The following is a 17,142-nucleotide window of genomic DNA, read 5'->3' on the forward strand; positions in this document are numbered from 1 at the left end:
CACTGTGTCCGGCTCGCGACAGTTCTGACATCACGCCCGGCTACGTCCAGGCAGCTGTTCTACGGGGGAGTGTTGTGGCTGAGTTGGCCCTCGGTCGGGAGTTCCTGCCCGCCTATGCCGTGTTGCCGCGCCGCGTGCAGAGTGCCGTCGTCGCCGCCATCGGCAAGTTCGCCCAGCACACCCACGCCGGGCTGCACCTGGAGAAGCTGGCCGGGGCACGGGATCCGAACATTCGCACCATCCGCATCGACCTGTCGTATCGCGGAGTGGTGCTCCGGCTCGGAGAAGAACGGTACGTGCTTCTCAACGTCCTGCCGCACGACGACGCCAACACCTTCGCGGTGAGCCGCCGGTTCACCGTCAACCAGGTGCTCGGCGTGCTGGAGATGCGCGACGAGGCGGGCATCGAGGAGTTCGCCCGCACCGAACCGTCGGAGCCACCCGCGGCCGGACTGTTCGACCAGGTTTCGACGACCGACCTGGTGCGGCTCGGTGTGGACGAGGATCTGGTGCCGCTGCTGCGCATCATGGTCACCGACAAGCAGCTGGAGAGCCTCGCCGGGCGCCTGCCGGAGACGCAGCTCGACGTCCTGCGTGGGCTCGCCAGCGGAATGACCGTGGACGAGGTCCGGGCCGAGCTGGCCGACCGGATCGTGTCGGGTGTGGACACCGGCGACCTGCTCACTGCGGCCCGCCGTACGCCCGAACGGGTTCTCTTCGTCTCGGGGCCGATGGAACTCGCCGCAATCCTCGCCCACCCGTTCGACCTGTGGCGCACCTTCCTGCACCCGACGCAACGCGACGTCGCCCACCGTGAGACGTACAGCGGTCCCGCCCTGGTCACCGGCAGCGCCGGCACCGGGAAGACCGTGACCGGTCTGCACCGGGCGGTGTTCCTCGCCGAACGGCTGCCCGACGGCCAGAAGGTCCTGCTGACCACGTTCACCCGCGCGCTCGCCGACGCCCTGACCAGACAGCTCTACCGGCTCACCACCGACCCGGCGGTCCGGGCGCGCATCGACGTGGTCAGCGTCGACAGGCTGGCGTACGAGATCGTCTCCCGGGACAGCAGGAAGGTGGCCGTCGCCGAGAGCACGATCATCGACCAGCTGTGGGAAGCGGCCGCGAAGGCCGGCCCCACCTACCTGAACCGCGCCGGCCACGTCACCACCTACAGCGCGGCCTTCCTCAGGCACGAGTGGGAACAGGTGATACTCGCGCAGCAGCTGACCACCCTCGAGGCGTACCGCGACGCGTCCCGCAAGGGCCGTGGCGCACGCCTGCGTGCCACCCAACGCGAGCAGGTGTGGGCCGCGATCCACAGCGTGACGCAGGAGTTGGCGAAGCGACGCCTGCGTACCCACACCCAGCTCGCCGACGACGCGGCCGCGATCCTGCGCCGCTCACCGGCCCCCTACCGGCACGTCGTCGTCGACGAAGGGCAGGATCTGCACCCGGCGCAGTGGCGGCTGCTGCGGGCACTCGTCACGCCCGGGCCGAACGACATGTTCCTGCTCGCCGACCCCTACCAGCGCATCTACGACAGCCACGTCTCCCTGACCCAGCTCGGCATCGAGGTCCGTGGCCGGACCCGACGGCTCACCGTCAACTACCGCACCACCCACGAGATCCTGGACCTGTCGGTCAGGATCCTCAACGGCGACGCCGCCGTCGGCCTCGACGGACAGGACGACACGTTGCGCGGATACCACTCGATCACCCGTGGCGGCGTACCCGAGGTCGCCGCCGCCGGGAGCCGCGACGACGAGCACGAAGCGCTGATCGAACGGGTGGGGACCTGGCTGGAGCAGGGGGTGGAGCAGCACGCGATCGGCGTGGCGGTCCGCACCGGACAGCTCGTCAAGACCGTCAGCAGGATCCTGAGCGAGGCCCACATCACCGTCGCCGACGACAAGCGGGGCATCGACGGGGTGCACGTCGCCACCATGCACCGCATGAAAGGGCTGGAGTTCCAGTGCCTCGCCGTCGTCGGGCTCGACGCGGGCGTACTGCCGGCCCCGAACGCGCTCACCTCCGCCGCCGAGGACCCGCACGCCCACCAGCAGGATCTGCAGCGGGAACGCTGCCTGCTGTTCGTCGCCCTGACCCGCGCCCGCGACGTGCTCTACCTGTCACACAGCGGCTCACCCAGTCCGCTCCTCCCGGTGCCCCGATGAGCGCCGGCACCGCCGCCGACGGCCCCAAGCTGGGCGACGCGGCGCGCGCCGTCTGGGGCAAGACCGACCGCAAAGGTACGTCGCCGGTCGGCTGGCTGCCGCTGTGGCGGCACCTGGCCGACGCCGCCGACGTGGCCGGACAGCTGTGGGACCACTGGCTCGGCCCGGCGGTGCGTCGACGCATCGCCGACGAGTTGCCCGGCGGCGACGCCGACGGTCGCACCCTGGCCGTCTGGATCGCCGGGGTGCACGACATCGGCAAGGCCACACCCGCCTTCGCCTGCCAGGCACACGCGCTGGCCGAGCGGATGCGCGACCACGGACTCGACTACCAGCGGGACCTGATCCGCGCCGACCGCAGGTACGCCCCCCACGCCACCGCCGGGCAGATCGTGCTGGCGGAATGGCTGCAGGACCGCGGCTGGACCGACCCCCACCCGTACGCCGTCATCGTCGGCGGCCACCACGGCGTCCCGCCGACCGACGAGGGCCTCGACAACGTGCGACTGCGACGGCATCTGCTCGGCGATCCCGCCTGGCAGCGGGTGCAGGGGGAACTGCTGACCTGGATGACGGAACGGTCCGGCGCGGGGGACCGGCTCGCCGACTGGAACGACGTATCGCTGTCGCAGCCCGTCCAGGCCGCCCTCACCGGCCTCGTCATCGTCGCCGACTGGATCGCCAGCAACGAGAAGTACTTCCCCTACGTCCTGGACAGCACCGACACCGACCGGCTGCACACCGGCTGGGACCTGCTGGACCTGCCCGTTCCGTGGCAGCCCGCCGCGCCGCCGCCGAGCGTGGACGAGCGGTTCGCGACCCGGTTCGCGCTGCCCGCCGGGGCGGTGCCACGCCCGGTGCAGCGTACGGTCGCCGAACTGGCCGCGACGATGCCCGTACCCGGGATGATGATCGTCGAGGCGGCGATGGGGGAGGGCAAGACCGAGGCGGCCCTGGCGGCGGTCGAGATCATGGCCCACCGCACCGGAGCGTCCGGCTGCTACCTGGCCCTGCCCACCCGGGCCACCAGCGACGCCATGTTCGGCCGGATGCTGTCCTGGCTGCGCAGGCTGCCCGACACCCAGGTCGGCCGCGGTGACCGCGACGTGCGGCTGGCCCACGGCAAGGCGGCCCTCAACCCCGAGTACGACACGCTGCGGACCACGTCCCTGCCGAGCGGCATCGACCAGGACGCCGGCGGCACCAACATCGGCGTACACCGCTGGCTCGCCGGACCCAAGCGCACCCTGCTGTCCAGCTTCGTCGTCGGCACCATCGACCAGCTGCTGTTCGCGGCGCTTCGCGCCAAGCACCTCGTGCTTCGCCATCTCGGCCTCGCCGGCAAGATCGTCGTCATCGACGAGGCCCACGCCTACGACGTCTACATGAACCGTTTCCTCGGCCGGGCCCTGGAGTGGCTCGGCGCGTACGGCGTGCCGGTCATCGTGCTCTCGGCGACCCTGCCGGCGAACCGGCGGGCCGAACTGATGGAGAAGTACGACAACGGTCGGCTCGGCCCGCTTCCCCGGCCCACCTGGCGCGACCGCGGCAAGCCGCGCGTCGACCCGTACGCCCCGCTCCGCACCGACCTGCGATACCCGCTGGTCACGGTCTCCACCGCCGACCGCGGCGCCACCGCTGTCAGCTGTGCCGACTCGGGACGGGGCGTCGAGGTCCAGGTACGGAGCCTGGCCGACGACGTGCCTGCGCTGGCGGACCTGCTGCGCGACCGGTTGACCGACGGCGGCTGCGCGCTCGTGGTCCGCAACACCGTGGCCCGGGTCCAGGAGACCGCCGCCGCGCTGCGCGCGGCCCTCGGACCGGACACGCCGGTGTCGGTGGCGCACTCCCGGTTCATGGCCGTCGACCGTGCCGCCAAGGACCGCTGGCTACGCGACACGTTCGGCCCGCCCGGCGAGGGCAGCCGCCCGCACCGACACGTCGTGGTCGCCAGCCAGGTCGCCGAGCAGTCCCTCGACATCGACTTCGACCTGCTCGTCACCGACCTCGCCCCGGTCGACCTCGTGCTGCAGCGCATCGGCCGGCTCCACCGCCACCCGCGCGACGGCCGCCCGGCCCGGCTGACCACACCGACCTGCTGGATAACCGGTGCCGACTGGACCACCGAGCCGCCGCAACCGGTCAGCGGCTCCCGCCGCGTCTACCAGCCGGCGACCCTGCTGCGCAGCGCCGCCGTGCTGCTGCCACACCTCGACGGCACACCGCTGCGACTGCCGTCCGACATCGCCCCGCTCACCCAGTCCGCCTACGGCGACGCGCCGCTCGGCCCGCCGTCGTGGCAGCCCACGATGCTCGAAGCGGAGGCGAAGCAGCGGGACGAGATCACCGCCAAGGAACTGAAGGCCGACGGCTTCCGCCTGCCGGAAGTCGCCGAACCCGGAGTGCCACTGACCGGCTGGCTCTCCGGCGGCGTCGGCGACGCCGACGAGCGCGTGGCGCAGGGGCACGTCCGCGACACCGACGCCGAATCCCTCGAGGTCCTACTGCTGGTACGGACACCGGACGGCCTGACCCTCCCGGCCTGGATCGACGGCGGCGGAGTGCCGGTGCCGACCGCCAGCCTTCCGCGCTGGCCGCTGCCCCGGATGATCGCGCGCTGCACCCTGCCGTTGCCACGATCGATGACCGCCGCCGACGTGATCGACGACGTCATCGCCGACCTGGAGCGACGTCACGACCTCGGCGCCTGGCAGGACGACCCGTGGCTGGCCGGCGAACTCGTGCTCGACGTCGACGTCGACGGGGCGGCCACCGTGGCCGGCTTCGACCTGCACTACGACCCCACCGAGGGGCTGCGCGTCACCCGGGCCACCACCTGATCCCACTCCGATGCACAAAGGAGGTGATGCCGTGAACGGCTCATCACACCCAGCCGGATTCTCCCTGCTCGACCAGGCGTGGATTCCGGTGCTGGACGCCGCGGGCCAGCGCCGCGAGGTGTCGCTGCTCGGTCTGTTCGAGCAGGCCGACCGCGTCCGCATGATCGCCTGCGAGCTGCCCACCCAGACGTTCGCGATCCTGCGGCTCGCCCTGGCGGTCCTGCACCGGGCCGCCGACGGCCCGCCCGGCGAGGCCGCCTGGCGGGCACTGTGGCGGGACCGCAGGCTGCCGGTCACCGACATCGCCGACTACCTCGGCGAGTTCCGCGACCGGTTCGACCTGCTGCACCCGACGCACCCGTTCTACCAGGTCGCCGACCTGCGGGCGGCAAAGGAGAACACGTACGGGCTGGAGCGGCTTCTCGCCGACGTACCGAACGGCATGCCGTTCCTGACCACCCGAGCCGGTCCGGGGATGGAGTCCGTCTCGCCCGCCGAGGCGGCCCGCTGGCTCGTGCACTGCCAGGCATACGACACCTCTGGCATCAAAACGGGGGCGGTCGGAGATCCCAATGCCAAGAACGGCAAGGGGTACCCGATCGGTGCCAGCTCGCTCGGCTGGCTGGGTGGCGTATACCTGGAAGGCGCGAACCTGCTGGAGACCCTGCTGCTCAACCTGGTGCCGATAGCACCCGGCTGGCAAATGGCCGACGAGCGGGACCTGCCGGTGTGGGAGCGGGAACCACAGACCGCCGCCGAGGAAGCCGCCACCACCCGTGGCCCGTACGGCCTGCTCGGCCTCTACACCTGGCAGTCCCGGCGGATCCGGCTCTTCGGTGACACCGGCGGGATCACCGGCGCCATGATCTGCAACGGTGACCGGTTCGAGTGGCAGGACCGGCACCTGCTGGAGCCGATGAGCGTCTGGGGGCGCAGCGGGCCACGCGAGAAGGAACAGAAACGGATCCCGATCTACCTGCCCCGGCCGCACGACCACAGTCGGGCGCTGTGGCGCGGGCTCCAGACGCTGCTGCCGGCGCCGCCACCGTCGAATGCCGAGCCGCCGCAGCGGCTGTCACCGATGGTGGTGCAGTGGCTCGCCCGGCTGACCGTCACCGGCGTGGTCGGGCCCGACTTCCAGGCCCGCACCCGCGCCACGAGCATCACCTACGGCTCGAAGCAGTCGGTAGTCGACGAGGTGTTCAGCGACGCGCTGACCATGAACGTCCTGCTGCTGGTCGAGGACTCCGCGCTGCGGGCGGCCGCCGTCGCCGCCGCCGACGACGCCGAGAAGGCGGTCGTCGTCCTACGCCGGCTCGCCGAGAACCTGGCCCGCGCCGCCGGCAGCCGGGACACCGACAGCAGCGAGGCCGACCGGGCGGCCGAGCGCGCGTACGCCCTGCTGGACCGCGCCTTCCGCGACTGGCTGGCCCGGCTGGGCCCGGACAGCGACCCGGTGGCCGAACGTGCCGGATGGCAGCGGCTGGTCCGCCGGGCCGTCAAGGGGCTCGGTGACGACCTGGTCGAAGCGGCCGGCCCGAAGGCGTGGATCGGCCGGACCGGCACCGACCGGACCGGCCGGGAGGTGCAGTACTCCAGCTCGCAGGCCGAGGCGTGGTTCCGGGCCGGGCTGGCCAGGGCGCTGCCGATGGCCACCGAGTCCGCGCAGCAGAGACAGGAGGAGACAGCATGACGGTCCTGGAAAGCGACCAGCCGACCCGCAGGCCACGGGGCCGCTCGCGGAGGGACCTCGGCGAGCACGTCGCCAAGACGGTGGGCCAGCTACAGGCGCGGGTGCTGAGCAGCGCACCCCACCCGGAAGCCACCAGCGCGCTGGCCCGGCTCCGGCGCGGCATCGGCCGTACCCCGGGCTTCGACTACACCCTCGAGCGGTACCTGCGTGTCCCGGAACACCTGCAGGGCTACCGGCCGGCCGACGACACGGAGGCGTCGGACGCCGAACACGCGGTGCACGACGCCGTGACCCTGTACGCGTTGCACCAGCAGTCGCGCCGGGAGCAGATGCACGTGTCGGGGCGTGGACTCGGCCAGGCGCTGTCCGAGCTCGTCCGCAGGTCCGCCGGGCCGGAGGGCGTACGGCGCCGCTTCGCCGCCCTCGGCACCGCCAGCACCTACGCCGAGAGCATCTACCACCTGCGCAGCCTGACCACGATGCTGCGCGAGCACCAGATCCCGCTCGACTACGGCCTGCTCGCCGACGACCTGCAGACCCTTCGCCGCCCGGCCGGCCGGTCCAAGGTCCAGGCCATCTGGGGACGCGAGTTCTTCCGCAGCCGGCCCGACACCGACGTTGACAGCCCCGCCACCGACGCACTCCAGGAGGAGCCATCATGAACCGCACCATCATCGACGTCTACGCCCTCCAGACGGTGCCGCCGAGCAACCTCAACCGTGACGACACCGGCTCGCCGAAGACCGCCGTCTACGGCGGCGTACGGCGGGCGCGGGTGTCGAGCCAGGCGTGGAAGCGGGCCATCCGGCTGATGTTCGCCGACCTGCTCGACCGCTCCCAGCTCGGCGAGCGGACCAAGCGGGTGGGGGAATCCCTCGCCGCCAGGATCCAGGCCCTGGATTCGAGCCTCACGGCCGAGGCCGCGTCCGCGCTGGCCACCGACGTCTTCGTGACCGGTGGCCTCGCCAAGCTCGACAAGAAGAAGGGCGAGGTGAAGGACGTCGAGTCCGGCTACCTGCTGTTCCTGAGCCACCGGCAGCTCGACAACCTCGCCGCCGCCGCGCTGGAGGCACACCGCGCCGGCACCGCTCTCGACAAGGCCCGCTTCAAGGCGCTCGTCGACACCGAACACTCGGTCGACATCGCGATGTTCGGCCGGATGGTCGCCGACATGACCGACATCAACGTCGACGCCGCCTGCCAGGTGTCCCACGCGATCAGCGTCCACGCCGTCGACAACGAGTTCGACTACTTCACCGCCGTCGACGACCGCAAGGCCGACGCCGCCGAGACCGGCGCCGGCATGATCGGCACCGTCGAGTTCAACTCGTCCACGCTGTACCGGTACGCCACCGTCGACGTCGACGCGCTGCACCGTACCCTCGGCGACGCGGCCGCGACCCGGGCCGCCGTCGAAGCGTTCCTGACCGCGTTCGCGCGCAGCATGCCGACCGGCAAGCAGAACACCTTCGCCCACCGCACCCTGCCCGACGCCGTGCTCGTACGGCTGCGCGACAGTCAGCCGATCAACCTGGTCGGTGCGTTCGAGACCGCCATCGGCGAGACCCACGCCGTCGGCCGGATCGAGCAGGCCGCCGCCGCACTGGCCAGGCACACCGTGGCCGTCGAGACCGCCTACGGGGAGCGGCCGGTCGCGAGCTGGGTCACCCAGGTCGGGGAGAAGACCGCCGTGCTCGCCGATCTCGGCAAGGCGGTCAGCTTCGGCGAACTCGTCACCGGCGTCGGCGAGCAGGTCAGCGTGGCCCTCGGACAGCCCGCATGAGTGTCCTGCTGCTCCGGCTGGCCGGCCCGCTGCAGTCCTGGGGCTCGTCCAGCCGCTTCGCCCGCCGGGGCACCGACATCGCCCCGACCAAGAGCGGCGTGATCGGACTGCTCGCCGCCGCCAAGGGCATCCGGCGCACCGAGCCGCTCACCGAACTGCTCGGCCTGGAGTTCGGCGTACGGCTCGACCAGCCCGGGCAGATCCTGCGCGACTTCCAGACCGCCCGAAGCCTCGACGACCGCCACAGCGCACCGCTGACCTACCGCTTCTACCTGTCCGACGCGGTCTTCCTCGCCGCCGTCAGCGGCGACCCCGAACTGCTGTACGGCCTGGCGGAAGCGCTGGGCCGGCCACAGTTCCCGCTCTACCTCGGCCGCCGGTCGTGCCCGCCGGTCGGCCCGATCAGCCTCGGCGTACACGACGGGACCCTCGACGAGACGCTGACCGAGTGGCCGTGGCTCGCCGCCGAGTGGTATCGCAAGAAGGCGGCCCGGACGGTCCGGCTGGAGATCATCCGGGACTCCCGTCCGGGCGAGCCGGTCCACGAGACCGTGCCCGACGAACCGGTCAGCTTCGACCCCGCGCATCGGCAGCACACCTGGCGGTCGGTGCTGCGCCGGCACGTCGACGTCACCAACGACCTGGCGGAGCGGGCCGGTGTGGCCGAACACGATCCGCTGAGCCTGCTGGGAGGCTGAGCATGTACCTCACCCGATTCCAGATCAACCCGGCCCGCCGCAACGCGCGCCGGCTGCTCTCGTCGCCGCACGCCATGCACGCGGCGGTCCGCAGCGCCTTCCCGGCCGTCGAGGACTACGAGCGCGCCGGCACCCGTACGCTGTGGCGCCTGGACACCACGGCCACCGCCACCGTCCACCTCTACATCGTCAGCCCCGGCCGCCCCGACCTCACCCACCTGGTCGAACAGGCCGGCTGGCCCACCACCGACGAAGCCTGGGTGACCCGGGACTACGACGGCCTGCTCGGCGCGCTGCGCACCGGCCAGCAGTGGGCGTTCCGGCTCACCGCCAACCCGACCCACAGCGGACGCAAGACCGCCGACGCCAAGGAGACGCAGCGCTTCGGCTACCTGCGCGAACCCGAGCAGGTCGAGTGGCTGATCCGGCGGGCCGAGCGCAACGGCTTCGCCCTGGCGAGCCAGCACGACGGCCGCCCCAACGTGAAACTGCACCGCCGCCACACCCAGACGTTCAAACGCGGCATGGGCACCGTCACCCTCGCCACGGCGACGTACGACGGCATCCTCCAGGTCGCCGACGCCGACACCTTCCGCCGGACGCTGACCGGCGGGATCGGGCACGCCAAGGCGTACGGCTGCGGCCTGCTCACCCTCGCCCCGGTCCAGGCCGGCACGTGAAGGTGCCCGGTGTCCCACCGGCCGAACTGGCAGACCTCAACCGCGCCCAGGACCGGCTCAGCTTCCTCTACCTCGAACGCTGCGTCGTCCACCGCGACAGCAACGCGATCACCGCCACCGACGACCGGGGTGTCGTACACATCCCGGCCGCCACCCTCGGCGTACTCATGATCGGCCCGGGCACCAGCATCACCCAGCAGGCGATGCTGCTGCTCGCCGACAACGGCGCCACCGCGGTCTGGGTCGGCGAGCACGGCGTCCGCTACTACGCCCACGGACGTCCGCTCGCCCGGTCCAGCCGGCTGCTCCTCGCCCAGGCCGCCGCGGTGTCACACCGCGACCGCAGACTCCGGGTGGCGCGGGCGATGTATCGGATGCGATTCCCCGGTGAGGACACCAACACCCTCACCATGCAGCAACTTCGCGGCAAGGAAGGGGCCCGGGTCCGTCGCTGCTACCGCGAGCACGCCAAACGCACCGGCGTGACGTGGAACAACCGCGAGTACGACCCGGACGACTTCACCGGAAGCGATCCGGTCAACCAGGCACTGTCCGCCGCCCACGCCTGCCTGTACGGCATCGTGCACGCCGTCATCGTCGCCATCGGCGCCTCACCCGGGCTCGGCTTCGTCCACACCGGACACGACAGGTCCTTCGTCTACGACATCGCCGACCTCTACAAGGCCGACATCACCATCCCCGTCGCCTTCGACATCGCCGCCGGCAACCCCGCCGACGTCGGACCGGACACCCGCCGGGCGGTCCGCGACCGGGTCAACGACGGTGCCCTCCTCGAGCGCTGCGTACGCGACATCCGAAGCCTGCTGCTCAGCCCCGGCCCCGGCGGATCAGGCGACGACGAATGGCTCGACGAAGAAATCGAGAACGACACCGTACGGCTCTGGGACGAAGCCGGACCGGAACAGGCAAGCGGGCGCAACTACGGCGGCGGAGAGGTGGACTTCTGATGACCGTCATCATCCTCACCGCCTGCCCGGAGGGTCTTCGAGGGCACCTCACCCAGTGGCTGCTCGAGATATCCGCGGGCGTGTACGTGGGACACGTCAACAGCCGAATCCGGCAGCGACTCTGGAACAGGGTCGTCGATATGGCCGGTGCTGGTCGCGCGCTGCTCGTCTATCAGCAGCCGGGCGAACAGCGGCTCTCCTTCAAGGTGCACGACCACCACTGGAAACCCGTGGACTTCGACGGCATCACGCTGATCCGGCGCCCGACCGAACGCAAGCCCTACAACCCGTCGCTACCCGAAGGCTGGAGCAAGGCAGCGAAACGCCGCCGATTCGGCAGACGGTCTGCGGCTCCGACGTCCGCCCCTGCGTTCCTCAGAAGGGGTGAGCGAGACAGCGAGGGTTGAACCGAATAGCGATCACATCGAGACAGCTCTCTTCGAAGGATGGAAACGGCTCGGTCAGTCAACGTCGGGCGCTGCACTAGGGTGCGAGCGTGACGAGTACCCCTCGGGAAGCGGAAACGCGCATCGATCCGATCGGCGCCTTACTCTGCCGACTGGTGTTCCTGGCCATCTGCCTGCCCGGACCGGTCCTGCTCGCCGCCGCGCTGACCCTGGACCAACCGCGGTCGGCCGTGGACTTCTGGGGCCTACTCGCCGGTGGCGTACTGACGACCATCGTCGGTGTCGGGTTCGGCGTCTTCGGCTGGCGGCTGGTCACCCGCTCGCGACGCGACGCGCGTCGGCTGTCCGCCGCCGGTGTCGCCGCCACCGCGGAGGTTCTCACGGTGGCGAACCACCTGGGCGGCGAGGACCCTGGGCTGGAACTCCACCTGCGTATCAGCGGACCCGGATTCGCTACGTTCGAGGCAGACACGATCCGCGCCGACGACCCGGCCCTCGTGCCCGGCGCGTTGCTGCCGGCCGTCGTGGACCCTGCAGATCGTCTCTTTGCGATCACCTAGCGGCGAGCAGGTCGGCGGCCGCACGGATGTGGCGCCACGGGGGGCATCGAATGCCGTCCTCCTCCGAACGGATCCGACCGGGATCAGGAGGCGCCAGCCTGACCAGTGCAATCGATGAGCGAGGTCGCTGATCATGAGGTCAGCGTATGGTTCAACCCACTTGTTGCCACCAGCCTCATGATCAACGGGAGTTTTCTTCCGCGGGGGTAAATGGATCGGGGCGCTGATGCGTAAACCCCGTGTGGAACGAGAACGGAAGGACTTCGCGGACTTCTATCAGCGCTTCCGAGACAACTGCCTGCGTGCCGTACTGGCTGGTACGGGCGATCGCGCGCTGGCCGAGGATCTGGTCGCTGAGGCGTTCGCGCGGGCCTGGGCCTCCTGGCCGCGGGTGAGCCAGCATCCGGCACCGGCGGCGTGGGTGGTGCGCACCGCCCTCAACATCCGGGTGTCCTGGTGGCGGCGAAGCCGGCGGGAGGTGGCCCTCGACGGCCACGAGCGGGCGTACCTCATCGAGGACGACGTCGGCATGAACGACGCCCTGCTGGCCGCCGTTCGCCGGCTGCCGCGGCGGCAGCGTGAGGTGGTCGTGTTACGTATCTGGCTCGACCTGGACACCAGGTCCGTGGCTGCGGTGTTGGACATCTCCCCCCAAACCGTAGCCGTCCATCTGTCCCGTGCCACCGCAACCCTGCGGGCGCAACTTGCGTCCGCAGTCCGTGAGGAGATTCGATCATGAACGACGATGAGGTGTGGAACACGGTGAAGCAGACCCTTTCCGACGTAAAGATGGATCGTCCGGTCGAGGAGATCGAGCAGCGCGGCCGGGCGCGGCGGCGCAAGCGCAACGTGTTCGGCGTGGCCGCCGGTGGTGGCGTCGCGGCCGTGGCCGCGCTCGCGCTGGCCCTGCCGATGGCCACGGGATCCGGCACGGCCTCGGCTCCGACCGGTCCGGACCATCAGGCTGGATCCGCCTCCACGGCACCGGCAGACAACATCAAGCTTGTGTCCCTGGCGGCCAGCCTCACAGCGGAGAACGCCTCGCTGCCGGGTGACGCGTCGCTGATCATCGAGAAGGTCGATGTCCGTCGGGGCACCGTGCCATCTCGTACCCAGTACCACCTGTACACCGACAGCGGCGAGTACTACTACACGGAGGCCAGGCGCGAACTCCCACGGGTGGTCGCTCGTGGTGAGAACCTCGGCAACGGCTTCCATACCCGTGGGGTGGCGGCGGCGCGGTACGCGGCAACCGGTGACCTCACCAAAGCCCGGGAAAAGATGATCAACTCCGTGTACGACGAGGGGAAGCCCCCTACCGGCGCCGAGCAGGACCGAACGGAGATCCTTCGGCAGAAGGGGATCGCAAACCCGTCGCCGCGCACCGATGAGGACCGGGCGAGCGCCGCCGACAACCACCTCTGGATCAACAGTGTTGACGTGCTCTCCGCGGCGGGAGGCGACCCGAAGGTACGGGCGGGCGTGCTTCGCCTGATCTCTACCATCCACGATGTCACCGTTGTGGATTCGACGACCGGCGGGCAGCCCACCCTGACCATCACCGCGAGGGTATGGGGGGACGACAGCCAGCAGGTGCTGACGATCAACGCCCAGAACGGGGTGCCGGTCAGTTCCGTGCTGAACTACCCGGACCTGGGGACCACCTTTGTAGAAACCTTCGAGGTCTCCCGTGTGATGGTCGCCGACATCAGAGCCGGCAGGTTCTGACCCTCGATCCCTCACCGTGCGCGCCGTCCGCACCACCTGGGCGGCGCGCACGGACCGCGTTCATGGACAACGCGTCATTCCGGCGGAACCTAGCTAGAATCACGCCCGCCTGCGCGGGGAGCAGTTCAAGCCGCACACCGGCTATGACGCGCCGGTGGGACCACCCCCGCGTGCGCGGGGAACAGGAGGCTGTGTAAGCCGATCGTGTTCCCCTCGGGGGGGATCACCCCCGCGTGCGCGGGGAGCAGTTCAACGACGACCCGAAGCTGTCCCCGGTCTACGGATCACCCCCGCGTGCGCGGGGAGCAGAAGGACATGGCCGTCGGCATGCTGCTGACGCTGGGATCACCCCCGCGTGCGCGGGGAGCAGCACTACTTCGCGAACAGCTTCCGCAGTTCGTCCGGATCACCCCCGCGTGCGCGGGGAGCAGGACTACGCCCGCGCCGACCAGGTCGGCGCCTACGGATCACCCCCGCGTGCGCGGGGAGCAGATGCCCTCCTCCCAGCGCCAGACGGTGGACTCGGGATCACCCCCGCGTGCGCGGGGAGCAGAAGCCGCGGATCTTGTCCTGCGCGCGCTCGTCGGGATCACCCCCGCGTGCGCGGGGAGCAGGACGATTTCCCCGAGGATCACACGCCGTTTTCGGGATCACCCCCGCGTGCGCGGGGAGCAGGGCGGTCGCAGGGTGCTGCCGGTGCCGACGCTGGGATCACCCCCGCGTGCGCGGGGAGCAGGGTCAGCCGGTAGCCGCCGGAGAGCAAGATCTGGGATCACCCCCGCGTGCGCGGGGAGCAGAGGTCCTCGATCGTCTGCGACAACGTGATCACGGGATCACCCCCGCGTGCGCGGGGAGCAGGCACGACCTCGATCCCGCTCTGGTAGTCACTGAGGATCACCCCCGCGTGCGCGGGGAGCAGGCGAGCGCCCACGCCGGGTGCGCGGTGACGCCGGGATCACCCCCGCGTGCGCGGGGAGCAGTTCAACCGGTACCGGGACAACCACGCCGCAAGGGGATCACCCCCGCGTGCGCGGGGAGCAGTTCCGCACGAGACAGGTCGGCGACGAGATCCTGGGATCACCCCCGCGTGCGCGGGGAGCAGTCTGGATTGCATTCCCTGGATCACGATCCCGACGGATCACCCCCGCGTGCGCGGGGAGCAGTTTACGGGAGCCACCCCAACAAACGCTTCAGCCGGATCACCCCCGCGTGCGCGGGGAGCAGCTAGTGGAGAAAGATCAATGGCTGGTGGATCGGGGATCACCCCCGCGTGCGCGGGGAGCAGGACCGTGGTCCGGAAGGCGACCCGATGACGTCGGGATCACCCCCGCGTGCGCGGGGAGCAGGACAGGAACCCCGCCCCGTACTGACGCCGGGGCCGGATCACCCCCGCGTGCGCGGGGAGCAGGAGGATCTTGGTGGCGGTGGTCGGGTCGCCGTCGGATCACCCCCGCGTGCGCGGGGAGCAGCGGCTGTCGATCAACCCGAACGCGTCCACCGTGGGATCACCCCCGCGTGCGCGGGGAGCAGACTTCCTGACCTGCGGCGCTAGAGATCAACTAGCGCAATTTTCTTCACTTTCATCGGTAGGTCTGCCACCTGGACTCCCTGGATCGACGGGACCGATGTCGGGCACGTACGACGCAGGTCAACGTCCCCGTGTCAGCAGGCATCGGTGGCCGGCTCGTACAACGACCCTTGCAGCGCTGAGGACATTCTAGGGGATCAGGCGGTTGCGGGCCCCTGTGCACGCCTTGGCGATCCGGTGGTCACCGCAAGGCTCTGGCGGCCGCGCCGTCCCCCAACGGCAAGAACGAATGACGCTGGCGTAGGCCGGTGCGGAATCCGTGACACGTCGTCCGGCGGCGCAGCCGACATCCATGGTAGACAGACCCTCGGGCCGCTGGCGGCCAGCGTGTGTGGGGGAGTAGTCGACGCCCACCCGGCCAGCACCGTGGCTTCGTCGTATGCCGGTGGAGGCGAGACCGGCAAGGTCTGGGTGCGGTGGTCGGCCCGCCAGCAGACGGTATCCGGCCAGGGTTCGGCCAGGCAGGATCCGGCGAACCCTGGCTGCGCCCGGCCTGGTTGCGGCTCCGACACCGCCGATGGTGGCGGCGTGACGGGCGGTGGTTACGCCGGCCTTGCGTACGGGTTCTATGGTTGCCGGCCGTGGGACTGGCGATCAGTATCGGGAATCCGTGTCTCGGCTTCGACGCCGAGGGGGAAGAGTACTACCGGAAGCAGTTCGACCTGCTGCACCGTGAACTGGCGGGGCAGGGCGTCGACTGGTCGCCGCCGGACGGCCCGCCGCCGGCGGGAGCGACCCGGCCGCATCTGGGCAGCTTCCCGTACGGCTATCTGCACCATCTGCGCCGGGCGTACGCCCTGGTCTGTGACCGGCGACCGGTGACCCCGGTGTCCGGACCGGAGGATCTTGAGCGCGCCCGGTCGGACGTCGACGAGGTCATGTTTTCGGTGCAGCCGCACCTGTTGTGTCACTCCGACTCCGCGGGCTACTACGTTCCGGCGCCGATGGACGGACCGCTTTTCCTGTCCGACGAGATCGGCGGCGGCGGGCTGGTCGGCTCCTGTCAGGGCCTGCTGCGCGAGCTGACCAGGGTCGCCGCGCCGATCGGGGTACGGCTGGAGGCCGACGGCTCGCTGTCGAACGCCGAGGCGGCTCGGCTGTTCGACAACGGGGACGACCCGTTCGGGATCGAGCAGGCGGTGTGGCTGACGCTGTTCGAGACGTGCCGGGTGAGTGTCGCCTCGGGGCATGCCGTCGTCTACACGTAGGAGCGATGGCGCGGGCCGGCTGGCCGGCCTGTGCCATGATCGTCCGCGTGAGTGAGTGGATCTACAACGACCGTCCGGCCGGCGTCCGGTTCCTGACCGACCGGATCGCGGAGCCGGGCCGTACCGAGATCGAGAACGAGATCTGGGAACGGCTCGTGCGCGGCGACGACCACGCCGAAGAGTTCGTGGACTTTCTCGACCTGGACGAGGCGCGCCATGGAGCCACCGACGAGGAGTTGGTGGCGGCGTTCGAGAAGGCGGTGGCCGCCCGGCGGGACCAGCAGCGCGGGTGGGGTGAGGTGCGCGGCAATCTCTCCCAGGCCTTCGCGGAACTCAACGAGCTCGGTGTGCTGGCGCGGGAGGATTTCACCTGTTGCGGCACCTGCGCCGCTGCCGAGATCCACGACGAGCGCGACGAGTCCCGGCACTGGCACGGCTATCTCTGGTTCCACCGGCAGGACACCGAGGCGCTGATCGCCAGCGCGGAGGGCGAGGTCTACCTCGGCTACGGCGCCTACCCGCCAAAGGACTTCGACCAGGCCGCGTACGACGCGCTGCCGCAGGCCGAGCAGCAGGCCAGCTACCAGGTCGACCTGGAACGGATGCTGGACGAGATCGCCTTCCCGGTGCTGCGCGGGCACGGCATGCGGGTGGAGTGGAACCGGGACCAGGCCCGGCGGATCCTGGTCACCGGCGCCCGGTGGTACGTGCCGCTGCCCTGAGACACCGGGAAGCTGCCGTGGGCGACGGCCGGCGGGTGCACCAGGAAGGGCCTCCGACGGCGGGGGTACGGCGCTCCGAGGAGCGTGATC

14 protein-coding genes and 1 CRISPR repeat array are annotated in these 17,142 nt (G+C 70.6%); all 14 genes read left to right on the top strand.

Annotated features, from left to right (window positions below; genetic code table 11):
• Positions 1 to 74 precede the first annotated feature (74 nt).
• The 14 genes from AB0I42_RS31025 (at position 75) to AB0I42_RS31090 (ending at position 17,052) form a co-directional block, all read left to right on the top strand.
• Positions 75 to 2,177 carry a UvrD-helicase domain-containing protein gene (locus tag AB0I42_RS31025; protein WP_357542898.1) on the top strand — a complete coding sequence of 701 codons (2,103 nt, stop codon included), beginning with the start codon at positions 75 to 77 and terminating at the stop codon, positions 2,175 to 2,177.
• Positions 2,174 to 5,017 carry a CRISPR-associated helicase Cas3' gene (cas3, locus tag AB0I42_RS31030; protein ID WP_357542900.1) on the top strand — a complete coding sequence of 948 codons (2,844 nt, stop codon included), beginning with the start codon at positions 2,174 to 2,176 and terminating at the stop codon, positions 5,015 to 5,017. Before AB0I42_RS31025 ends, cas3 begins: the two co-directional genes overlap by 4 nt.
• Before the next feature lie 31 nt (positions 5,018 to 5,048).
• Positions 5,049 to 6,710 carry a type I-E CRISPR-associated protein Cse1/CasA gene (gene casA / locus AB0I42_RS31035; RefSeq protein ID WP_357542902.1) on the top strand — a complete coding sequence of 554 codons (1,662 nt, stop codon included), beginning with the start codon at positions 5,049 to 5,051 and terminating at the stop codon, positions 6,708 to 6,710.
• Entirely contained in the window at positions 6,707 to 7,372 is a 666-nt protein-coding gene (gene casB, locus AB0I42_RS31040) for a type I-E CRISPR-associated protein Cse2/CasB (protein ID WP_357542904.1), read from the top strand. Before casA ends, casB begins: the two co-directional genes overlap by 4 nt.
• The gene (gene cas7e, locus AB0I42_RS31045) at positions 7,369 to 8,493 is read left to right on the top strand and encodes a type I-E CRISPR-associated protein Cas7/Cse4/CasC (protein ID WP_357542907.1); all 1,125 of its coding nucleotides are present in this window, start codon (positions 7,369 to 7,371) and stop codon (positions 8,491 to 8,493) included. The genes casB and cas7e overlap by 4 nt, the downstream gene beginning before the upstream one ends.
• Positions 8,490 to 9,191, top strand: a complete 702-nt coding sequence (gene cas5e, locus AB0I42_RS31050) for a type I-E CRISPR-associated protein Cas5/CasD (RefSeq protein ID WP_357542909.1) — start codon at positions 8,490 to 8,492, stop codon at positions 9,189 to 9,191. The genes cas7e and cas5e overlap by 4 nt, the downstream gene beginning before the upstream one ends.
• A 2-nt stretch (positions 9,192 to 9,193) precedes the next feature.
• Positions 9,194 to 9,871 (top strand): type I-E CRISPR-associated protein Cas6/Cse3/CasE, encoded by a 678-nt coding sequence (gene cas6e / locus AB0I42_RS31055; protein WP_357542911.1) that lies wholly within the window; start codon positions 9,194 to 9,196, stop codon positions 9,869 to 9,871.
• Complete coding sequence (gene cas1e / locus AB0I42_RS31060) at positions 9,868 to 10,839, top strand: type I-E CRISPR-associated endonuclease Cas1e (protein ID WP_357542914.1); 972 nt, start codon at positions 9,868 to 9,870, stop codon at positions 10,837 to 10,839. Before cas6e ends, cas1e begins: the two co-directional genes overlap by 4 nt.
• Entirely contained in the window at positions 10,839 to 11,246 is a 408-nt protein-coding gene (gene cas2e / locus AB0I42_RS31065) for a type I-E CRISPR-associated endoribonuclease Cas2e (protein WP_357542916.1), read from the top strand. Before cas1e ends, cas2e begins: the two co-directional genes overlap by 1 nt.
• Positions 11,247 to 11,401: 155 nt before the next feature.
• Positions 11,402 to 11,806: a hypothetical protein gene (locus AB0I42_RS31070; RefSeq protein ID WP_357542918.1), complete on the top strand. Its 405-nt coding sequence runs from the start codon at positions 11,402 to 11,404 to the stop codon at positions 11,804 to 11,806.
• Positions 11,807 to 12,032: 226 nt separating this feature from the next.
• Positions 12,033 to 12,545 (top strand): sigma-70 family RNA polymerase sigma factor, encoded by a 513-nt coding sequence (locus AB0I42_RS31075; protein ID WP_357542920.1) that lies wholly within the window; start codon positions 12,033 to 12,035, stop codon positions 12,543 to 12,545.
• A complete protein-coding gene (locus AB0I42_RS31080; protein WP_357542923.1) occupies positions 12,542 to 13,534 on the top strand; it encodes a hypothetical protein in 993 nt (330 codons plus the stop codon). The genes AB0I42_RS31075 and AB0I42_RS31080 overlap by 4 nt, the downstream gene beginning before the upstream one ends.
• Positions 13,535 to 13,630: 96 nt before the next feature.
• Positions 13,631 to 15,064: a CRISPR direct-repeat array (repeat unit 28 nt; unit sequence GGATCACCCCCGCGTGCGCGGGGAGCAG).
• A 639-nt stretch (positions 15,065 to 15,703) separates the two neighbouring features.
• On the top strand, positions 15,704 to 16,330 hold the full coding sequence (locus AB0I42_RS31085) for a hypothetical protein (RefSeq protein ID WP_357542925.1): 627 nt from the start codon (positions 15,704 to 15,706) through the stop codon (positions 16,328 to 16,330).
• A gap of 47 nt (positions 16,331 to 16,377) precedes the next feature.
• Complete coding sequence (locus AB0I42_RS31090) at positions 16,378 to 17,052, top strand: hypothetical protein (protein WP_357542927.1); 675 nt, start codon at positions 16,378 to 16,380, stop codon at positions 17,050 to 17,052.
• The last annotated feature ends 90 nt before the right edge of the window (positions 17,053 to 17,142 follow it).

It is taken from the genome of Polymorphospora sp. NPDC050346, assembly GCF_040655695.1.
Classification (GTDB): Bacteria; Actinomycetota; Actinomycetes; order Mycobacteriales; family Micromonosporaceae; genus Polymorphospora; species Polymorphospora lycopeni.